At 57.8% G+C, this 7,471-nt stretch carries 7 protein-coding genes and 1 rRNA gene; 6 read left to right on the top strand and 2 right to left on the bottom strand.

The window, feature by feature from the left end; all coding sequences use genetic code 11:
- Positions 1-106, top strand: a 5S ribosomal RNA gene (gene rrf / locus QMK33_RS22150); the annotation flags it as partial.
- Between the two features lie 1,102 nt (positions 107-1,208).
- Here the strand turns inward: rrf and QMK33_RS22145 are convergent.
- Together QMK33_RS22145 and QMK33_RS22140 are read right to left on the bottom strand one after the other, a co-directional pair.
- A complete protein-coding gene (locus tag QMK33_RS22145) occupies positions 1,209-1,946 on the bottom strand; it encodes an SDR family NAD(P)-dependent oxidoreductase (protein ID WP_283566811.1) in 738 nt (245 codons plus the stop codon).
- An 87-nt stretch (positions 1,947-2,033) separates the two neighbouring features.
- Positions 2,034-3,356 carry a family 1 glycosylhydrolase gene (locus tag QMK33_RS22140; protein WP_283566810.1) on the bottom strand — a complete coding sequence of 441 codons (1,323 nt, stop codon included), beginning with the start codon at positions 3,354-3,356 and terminating at the stop codon, positions 2,034-2,036.
- A gap of 286 nt (positions 3,357-3,642) precedes the next feature.
- Here QMK33_RS22140 and QMK33_RS22135 point away from each other — a divergent pair, with 286 nt between their 5' ends.
- From QMK33_RS22135 to QMK33_RS22115, 5 genes are read left to right on the top strand one after another with little or no spacing between them, the layout of a single operon-like run.
- Positions 3,643-4,506, top strand: a complete 864-nt coding sequence (locus QMK33_RS22135) for an ABC transporter ATP-binding protein (protein ID WP_283566809.1) — start codon at positions 3,643-3,645, stop codon at positions 4,504-4,506.
- Positions 4,490-5,290: a hypothetical protein gene (locus tag QMK33_RS22130; RefSeq protein ID WP_283566808.1), complete on the top strand. Its 801-nt coding sequence runs from the start codon at positions 4,490-4,492 to the stop codon at positions 5,288-5,290. Before QMK33_RS22135 ends, QMK33_RS22130 begins: the two co-directional genes overlap by 17 nt.
- 3 nt (positions 5,291-5,293) lie before the next feature.
- Positions 5,294-5,692 (top strand): GntR family transcriptional regulator, encoded by a 399-nt coding sequence (locus QMK33_RS22125; protein WP_283566807.1) that lies wholly within the window; start codon positions 5,294-5,296, stop codon positions 5,690-5,692.
- Entirely contained in the window at positions 5,682-6,407 is a 726-nt protein-coding gene (locus QMK33_RS22120; RefSeq protein WP_283566806.1) for a hypothetical protein, read from the top strand. Before QMK33_RS22125 ends, QMK33_RS22120 begins: the two co-directional genes overlap by 11 nt.
- 41 nt (positions 6,408-6,448) lie before the next feature.
- Complete coding sequence (locus tag QMK33_RS22115; protein WP_283566805.1) at positions 6,449-7,120, top strand: hypothetical protein; 672 nt, start codon at positions 6,449-6,451, stop codon at positions 7,118-7,120.
- Positions 7,121-7,471 lie beyond the last annotated feature (351 nt).

The raw sequence follows: 7,471 nt of genomic DNA, 5'->3' as shown, positions 1-7,471 counted from the left end.
GGCTTTAGCCCGGGTGTTCACCTCTTCCCATTCCGAACAGAGTCGTTAAGCCCCGGTGCGCCTATGGTACTGCCTTCACCGGTGGGAGAGTCGGTCGCCGCCAACTTTAGACAGAGAGCCCCCTGCCCAAGCGCTTTTATCAGCGCCCGGCAGGGGGCTCTCCCGTTTGTGGAGAAATTTGGAGAAGATGCAGCAAAAACTAAAGAGTCAATTAACCAGATAATTTAGTATTCGGAGTATAGTGGGGGCGACTAATGCTAAACTGATGACTATAATTATCTAGTTGCCAAGTCATTATAGTAGGTATTCACAAGCTACCATGAGATGGTCAGGTACAAGAGCGTAGTGAGCTAAGATAGGTTGAAAAGACAGTGGAGTTCGACCACAAGCGGGGCACAATTCCCCAAGATGGGATATAGCCACTGTACATTTCAGCAATAAGCTACTCAAATAATTCTAAGCGCTTTACTAACGTGTTAGTAAAGCAGGTTCCGCAAGGTAGCAATGAGGTTTTGAGCACAATCTGTCTACTTTCCGCAATAGCGATTTCCTAGCCGGCTCAGAATGGTAATAGCGAGGGCGCGTTCCAAGAGATGGATAAGGGCTTCGTTAGTTCACTGGCTGCCATGGTAGGTGTGCACAAGCAAGTTGGGTGGGAACTGACAGACTATAATAGCCTAGTTAAAAGCGGTCATAATTATGTTCATATATAATAAATATAATATTTTTTACAAGCATTAGAAAAAGTCAAAGCCAAGTGTCCGGTAACCAAGGCCACGTAGTTGATGTCACTAACTGGGATTTGGCTAGGGGCCGCAACCGCGGGCTATGGGCTAGTTTATTGGCTGCCATGACCTGTGGGTTAAATTGGGTAATATGAGGCGGCCGGAAGCTAGCTTGTATGCAAAGGGCATGTAAACAGCTGTATATGAGCTAACTGCATAAGCGCTGCCGGTCGGCTATGTAGCCTTCTCGTTGCAGTTGGCGTTAGCCACAGCGACCGGAATATATAGAAGGTACCCTGTTCGCTTGCGCTACCCGCGCTGCTGCCTGCCCATCTTATTTTACGCGGCGAATCATCTTGATCAGAAAAGCCGCATCGTACTCGGTTCGTTGCCGTTTGTGGGCTAGTTCTTCTGCTTCCATGACTAGGGGAAGCTATTTTCTCCATGTCCGTTTATATTTAACCGTCTCAACTTAGTAAGGGGCTACAAGTGGTCGAGGCGGCCGCCATCCACGCGCACTTCGGCACCCTGCACGAAGGCGGCATCGTCGGAGGCCAGGTAGGCCACGGTGGCGGCCACGTTTTCGGGCGTACCCACGTCGCTGGGGTTGATTTTTTCGACGCCCGACTTCACGTTAGGATTATTCCAGAGCATAGGTGTGTCAATGGCCCCCGGCAGTATTACGTTGGTACGCAGTCCTTTAGGCTTACCCTCAATTACTGATGAGCGTGTGAGCGACAGCACGGCCGCCTTGGCGGCGGCATAGGGGGCCACCAGTGCCTCGGTGGCTACGGCGTGAATGCTGGCTACGTTCACGATGCTACCACCCGGCTTCATGTGTAAAAACGCTTGTTTAGTGAAGTAAAACGCGCCCAGCAAATCCACGCCTAGAACTCGCAGCCAGTCGTCGCCGGTGAGCTCTTCGAGGGGCCTAAACTGCATGAGGCCCGCGTTATTCACCACCACATCGAGTCGGCCAAACTTAGCTAGTGTGGCCGCCACGGTGGCAATTACCTCATCTTCCTGGGCCACATTGCAGCGGCTGGCGAGCACATCGGGTGCACCGGCGGCTTTTACTTCCGGCACGGCTTGGTCGAGATTAGCTTGGTTGATATCGGCCAGTACGAGGCGGGCCCCCTCCGAGGCTAGGCGTTTGGCAATAGCTAGGCCGATGCCACTGGCCCCGCCCGTAATGATGACTACTTTATCCTGAAAACGCATGGGGGAGAGCGGTGTGGCTTGGACTCTGCGGGTCCCGTAAGTGAACTAGTTGTGGAGGCAATTCACGGACCCGTGGAGTCCACGCTGTTAGTGGTTGGCTTGTAGCGGGGCGTTGGCGGTGGCCGAGGCGGGCTGGGCTTGCGCCTGCTGGCTGGCCTCTTTTTGCTGCTGGGCCCAAGCGGCGTTGCTTTCTTGGGGCATAATGAGGGGCACTTGCAGGCAGGCCGTTTGGGTGGGCAGCACCTGTTTCCACTGGCTGATAAGCTTTTTATAGGCCTCGCCCACAGGGCGAATATTTCGGCTTAAGTCGTAGAGGCCCAGGGGATTGAGATTGCCGTTATTTTCGCGCAGCGCGGTATCCCAATCTACCTGGTCGGTGAGCGAATACCAGGTAAAGCCTAAGATGGGTACGCCGTCGTTGCGCACGCGCAGCACATTAGCCCACTCTTTCCAGAGCCAGTTCACGGCCTCGTCGCCCTCGGGGCCTTGCCAGAGGTTGGTTTCGGTGTGCATTACGGGCAGCTGGTAGCGGTCGTGGTACTGGGTGGTAATAACGTGGTAGCCAAATACTTCACCCGAAGCCGTGGTGCTGCCGTCAGGCCGCACGCGGTGCTCGTTGGTGCGGTAGTAGTCGTTGCCCATAATGCACTGGTGTCGCAGGTTGTGCTCCAGAAAAAAGTGGTACTCAGCCCGCGTCATGCCATTATCCAGCAGGTACTCATACATGTCGGAGTCTACGCGACGGCCGTAGTTCAGATCCAGCGATAGGAAGCGCTTGGCGTTCAGCAGTTCGGCGGGCTTAATTGCCTGGGGGTTGGAAGCGTGGAAGTACTCGCTCGACTCGCTCTGGATAAACAGCGCGTCGGGCCGCACCGCCAGGATAGCGTGCATGGCCAGCACGTTGGCCTTCACAAGGTGCTTGAGAGCCGTTACGAAGGCCTGGTCGCTGGCCAGCTGTTCGTTCCACCAGCCGTAGAGGGCCGAAAACTCGGCGCAGATGTACATCTCATTTATCGGTGTGTAGAGCTGCACCCACGGAAAGCGCCGGGCAAAATCGGCGGCGTACTGCGCGAAAAGCTCCGGAAAATCGGGGTTTTGGAAGTTGCCCAGCCAATCGGGCACCCCAAAGTGGCACAAGTCTACAATGGGAATGATGTTGCGCCGCAGCAAGTCGTTGAACGTAACATCGGCAAAATCCCAGTTGTACTTGCCTGGTCCCACCCAGGTAGTGTGAATGGGTGGCCCATAGCGCAGCACCTCAATGCCCAGCTCCTGCACTAGGTCAAAGTCCTTCTGCCATAGCTTATAGTGGCCACATTTTTCCATCTCGTCTTGGCGCACTTTGCCGTTCTGGATGGTGGGGTAACTGTTTTCGATGCCCGTGGCGAAGAGAAATTGCGGTGCTGCCATATGCGGAAATGCGTGGGAAAGGAGCTGGCTTACCCGTCGGCAACGGGCGGGTAGCTTGAGAAGGGTGTTGCCCGCTTACGGAAATTGTGGGCCAACCGGCCGAAGAAAAAGGTCTTTTCTTTGTTTATGAAGGCTTTGTGAATAAGGTCGGTAGCACTTGGTAGTTGCGCCAAACTGCTAAGCTTTTAGCTGGGAAACAGAACTTTCACCGCGGTGCTGGCATAAGCAAAAAAGTTGTCTACATTTGCGGTGTACTAGTTTAGTAATACACTAAAACACCCTCTTCATGGTTCGCATCCGCAACCTGCATTTCGGGTACTCGCGCCGGGTACTTCAATTAGAAAACCTTAACCTGGACTTGCGCCGGGGCCACATCTATGGCTTGTTGGGTAAGAATGGGGCGGGCAAGTCCACACTGCTCAAAAACCTGGTGGGGCTGGCCTTCCCGCTCAGTGGCACCTGCGAGGTAGAGGGGCATGCTACCGCCCGCCGCCTGCCTGCTACGCTGGAGGACCTGTTTTTCTTGCCTGAAGATGTGCAAGTGCCCCCAGTTACGGCCACGCAGCTGGCAGCCAGCACGGGCGTTTTTTACCCGCGCTTTGAGGCGGCGGCTTTCCACGAGCACCTGCGCGGGTTCGATGTGCCCGCGTTGACCCATCTTCATACGCTCTCCTACGGCCAGCAGAAAAAGGCGCTCATCGCCTTCGCGCTGGCCACCAACACCGGCCTGCTGGTACTCGATGAGCCCACTAACGGCCTCGATATTCCCAGCAAGGCGCAGTTTCGCAAGCTGGTGGCGGGGGCGCTGGGGCAGGAGCGTTGCGTCATCATTTCGACCCACCAAGTACGCGACCTCGATAGCCTGATTGACACGGTGCTGGTACTGCACCAGCGCCACCTGCTGCTTAACGAAACTATCGATAATCTGGCTGATAGGCTCAGCTTTGGTAGTGTGCCCGCCGGCGCGGCCGACGCGGATATTCTATATGCCGAGCCCTCTGTACGCGGCCAGCAGGTTATTCGGGCCAACCTCAATCTTGGCGAGCGCTACACCAAAGTTGATTTGGAACTGCTTTTTAATGCGCTTACCGGCCCGAGCACGGCCGTGGCTTCTTACCTCACCAACCCGCACCATGAGCCAGCTCTTTAATCAGCCTGCTAATCAGCACTTCAGCCCAGTCCGCTTCGGGCGCTTGATGCGCAAACAAACCACCGAATATTGGAGAACTTACCTGCTGAGCGCCGCCGTGCTGCTGGGCGGAGTAGTGGCGGTTGTGGGCGGCCTCACCTACCTCATGCGCCGGCCCTTGGATAACGAGACGCAAACCCTGCTCTTTATGGCGGGTCTACTGACAACCGGGCTGGCGTTTACGGCCACGGTCTTTGCGGAAATGAGCAACGGACGGCGGGCGGCGGCTGCGCTGTTGCTGCCCGCGTCGCACCTCGAAAAATACCTGGTGGCCTGGCTCTACTCGTTGCCGGTGTTTCTAGTCATTTATATAGCTGTTTTTCTGGCTGTTGATGCGCTGATGCTACAATGGGCCGGCCATAGCTACCCGCAGTTTCCCCGTCAGATACTGGACCTCACCAGCAGCTGGCGGCCGTTGCTGACGGGGGTGGCCAGCTATTCGCTAGTGCACGCTCTGGCTTTGTACGGGGCCATTTATTTCCAAAGTCTGCACATTATCAAAACCAGCTTTGCCGTGCTGGGCGGGGTAGTGATGCTGCTGATGATGAACTTTTGGATGTGGAAGCTCCTGACCTCGGAACTACACACAGCGGTACCGTTTGGCAATGGTTTCGCGGGTGGCAAAGACCACCCCTTCCTGGTTGAGCTGCCACAGCAGCTGTCGCTGCTGGCGCTACTGCCCCTGGCCCTGGCGGTGCTGCTGTGGGCGGCGGCCTACGCCCGCCTCACCGAAAAACAGCTTTAGTACATGGAATTTACTGATAACGAGGCCATTTACCTTCAGATAGCCAGCTACGTGGGCGAGCAGGTGCTGCGCCAGCAGTGGCCGCCCGACCAAAAAATTCCGTCGGTGCGCGAGTTGGCCGCCGAGCTGCAAGTCAACCCCAATACTGTGATGCGTACCTACGAGCTGCTGCAAAGCCAGGGCGTGGTGTATAACCGGCGCGGCCTGGGCCTTTTTGTAGCCCCGGCCGGCGCGGCGCAGGTGCGCGCCCACCGCCGCGAGCGCTTTTTGCAGCACGAGCTGCCCGCCTTTTTCAACACCATTTCGCTGCTCGATATCAGTTTGCCCGAATTAAGCCAGCGCTACGAAATCTTCAGGGCGGCGCAGGCCGCTACTCTTGCCCCTACCACCCATGAAAACTAGCACAACCTACCTGCTGGCCGCCCTGCTGGTGCTGCTGGCCTCGCTCACGGCCTACAACATGGCCCTGCGCACCGAGTACCGCTCGGGGGCCTACAAAGACCCGTTGCGTAATTACGAAGTGCTTGACTTTAAGAATTTTACTGAGATTGAAATTCCGGCTGGTAGTGCGCTGAGCGTCAAAGTCATGGCCGGGCCCTTTGGGGTGCGGGTGAACCCCGCGGCGGCCAGGTTTGTGCACGTGAGCCAGCACGGCGGACAGCTGCGCCTCGCGTTAGCCTTCCCGCACGAGCCCGAAAGCCTGGGCTGGGGCGAAACGGTGGTGGTGAGCTGCCCCCGCCTAGCCGCCCTCACTACCGGGGCCACGTATGAAGCTGCCGGCCAGCCGCGCCACGACCTGAACCTGACGGGCCGCAACACCCTGGTGCAGGGCTTTACGCAAGACAGCCTGACCCTGCGCGCCGACCAAGGCAGCCAGGTTGAGTTGATTAGTAACCGGCTGGGCTACTTGCGCGCCGTGGTGGGCCCCACACGCGGCAGCCCCACCAAGCTCCAGCTCAACCCCACCAACCGCATTGCCGCCGGCCACTTGCGCATGCAGAGTAAAAGTCAGCTGGTGCTCAACACTATTGCCACGCCGCAGTTGCGCTACGAGCTAGCCGACAGTGCCCGGCTAACGGCCAGTGGCGCGGTGCTTACGAGTGTAAGACGTTACTAATCTGCGTATTAGTTGCATTGGGATAATCTACTTTGCTGAGCATGATGACTATTCAAGCAATCCGGGAGTGGGCGTGGCTGCGGCTCGCCATCGTGTACACGCGCTACTTGCTGGGCGGCGCGTTTGTGTTTGCCAGCATCGTTAAAATCAAGGGGTTGCGTTTTACCACCCTGAGTGGTGCTGATGCGGCTGTTCACAGCCCCTTGCACTTTTTCGAGACGATGTACCAGTCGGGGCTCTACTGGCAATTTATTGGGGTGGCGCAGTGCGTGGTAGGGCTGCTGCTGCTGACGCAGCGCTTTGCCACGCTGGGGGCCGTGCTGTTTCTGCCCATTATGACCAGCATTTTTGTCATCACCATCTCCTACGATTTTGCCGGCACGCCCATCGTGACGGGCCTCATGCTGCTGGCCAATCTGCTGCTGCTGGCCTGGGACTGGCCCACGCTGCGCGTGCTGGTGGGCCTGCCCGCGCAGGCCGTGCCCGCGCTGCCGCGCGCTACTACCCACCTCTGGGAAGGCGTGGGGGCGGTGCTGTTTGCCTACACTGCGGGCTACCGCGCCTTTACGGAGGCGTATAATTTTCTGCTGTGGGCGGGTATCTGCGGGCTGGTGGGTGGGCTGGGGCTGCTGGTAGCCTGGTGGCTGCACCGAAAGGCGGCTGGCTCCGGCACGGGCATTGGCGACGAAGCTTCCCCCGGCTCCATAGCATGAGTCGCTTGCTACCGCCCGCGCGCAACTGCCAGGCTATATCGTGCGGGCGGCGTGGCGGCTGGCATTCACGCTCATCAGCTACGGCCACACCTCGGGCTCATTGGGTTGATTGCTGGCACTATCGCAGCCGTATGGTGCTGGTATGGTGCGCTTTCACCCGCGGTTTCGCTACCTGTGGTGGGCACATGCGCTGCTGCTGGCCGCTCTGGCCCTCGGCCTGGGGTGGATGCGGCCCCGGCTAGCGTACGCAGCCCTCCCAAACTTGGCGCGGCCTCGGCGGACTGCTGCACGGCCTGGGGTGGCTTTTTTACTGAAAAAAGCCTGCCTGCCCCGGCGGACCCGGTACCTTTG

Source organism: Hymenobacter sp. H14-R3, from assembly GCF_030063445.1.
In the GTDB taxonomy this organism is placed as follows: domain Bacteria; phylum Bacteroidota; class Bacteroidia; order Cytophagales; family Hymenobacteraceae; genus Hymenobacter.
The sequence above is the reverse complement of the archived record's forward strand: the minus strand, read 5'-3'. Positions and strand labels throughout refer to the sequence as shown.

Bases quoted from the DNA above. Each gene is read 5' to 3' on its own strand.
- QMK33_RS22145 (WP_283566811.1), bottom strand. From the start codon at position 1,946: ATGCGTTTTCAGGATAAAGTAGTCATCATTACGGGCGGGGCCAGTGGC.
- QMK33_RS22140 (WP_283566810.1), bottom strand. From the start codon at position 3,356: ATGGCAGCACCGCAATTTCTCTTCGCCACGGGCATCGAAAACAGTTAC.
- QMK33_RS22135 (WP_283566809.1), top strand. From the start codon at position 3,643: ATGGTTCGCATCCGCAACCTGCATTTCGGGTACTCGCGCCGGGTACTT.
- QMK33_RS22130 (WP_283566808.1), top strand. From the start codon at position 4,490: ATGAGCCAGCTCTTTAATCAGCCTGCTAATCAGCACTTCAGCCCAGTC.
- QMK33_RS22125 (WP_283566807.1), top strand. From the start codon at position 5,294: ATGGAATTTACTGATAACGAGGCCATTTACCTTCAGATAGCCAGCTAC.
- QMK33_RS22120 (WP_283566806.1), top strand. From the start codon at position 5,682: ATGAAAACTAGCACAACCTACCTGCTGGCCGCCCTGCTGGTGCTGCTG.
- QMK33_RS22115 (WP_283566805.1), top strand. From the start codon at position 6,449: ATGATGACTATTCAAGCAATCCGGGAGTGGGCGTGGCTGCGGCTCGCC.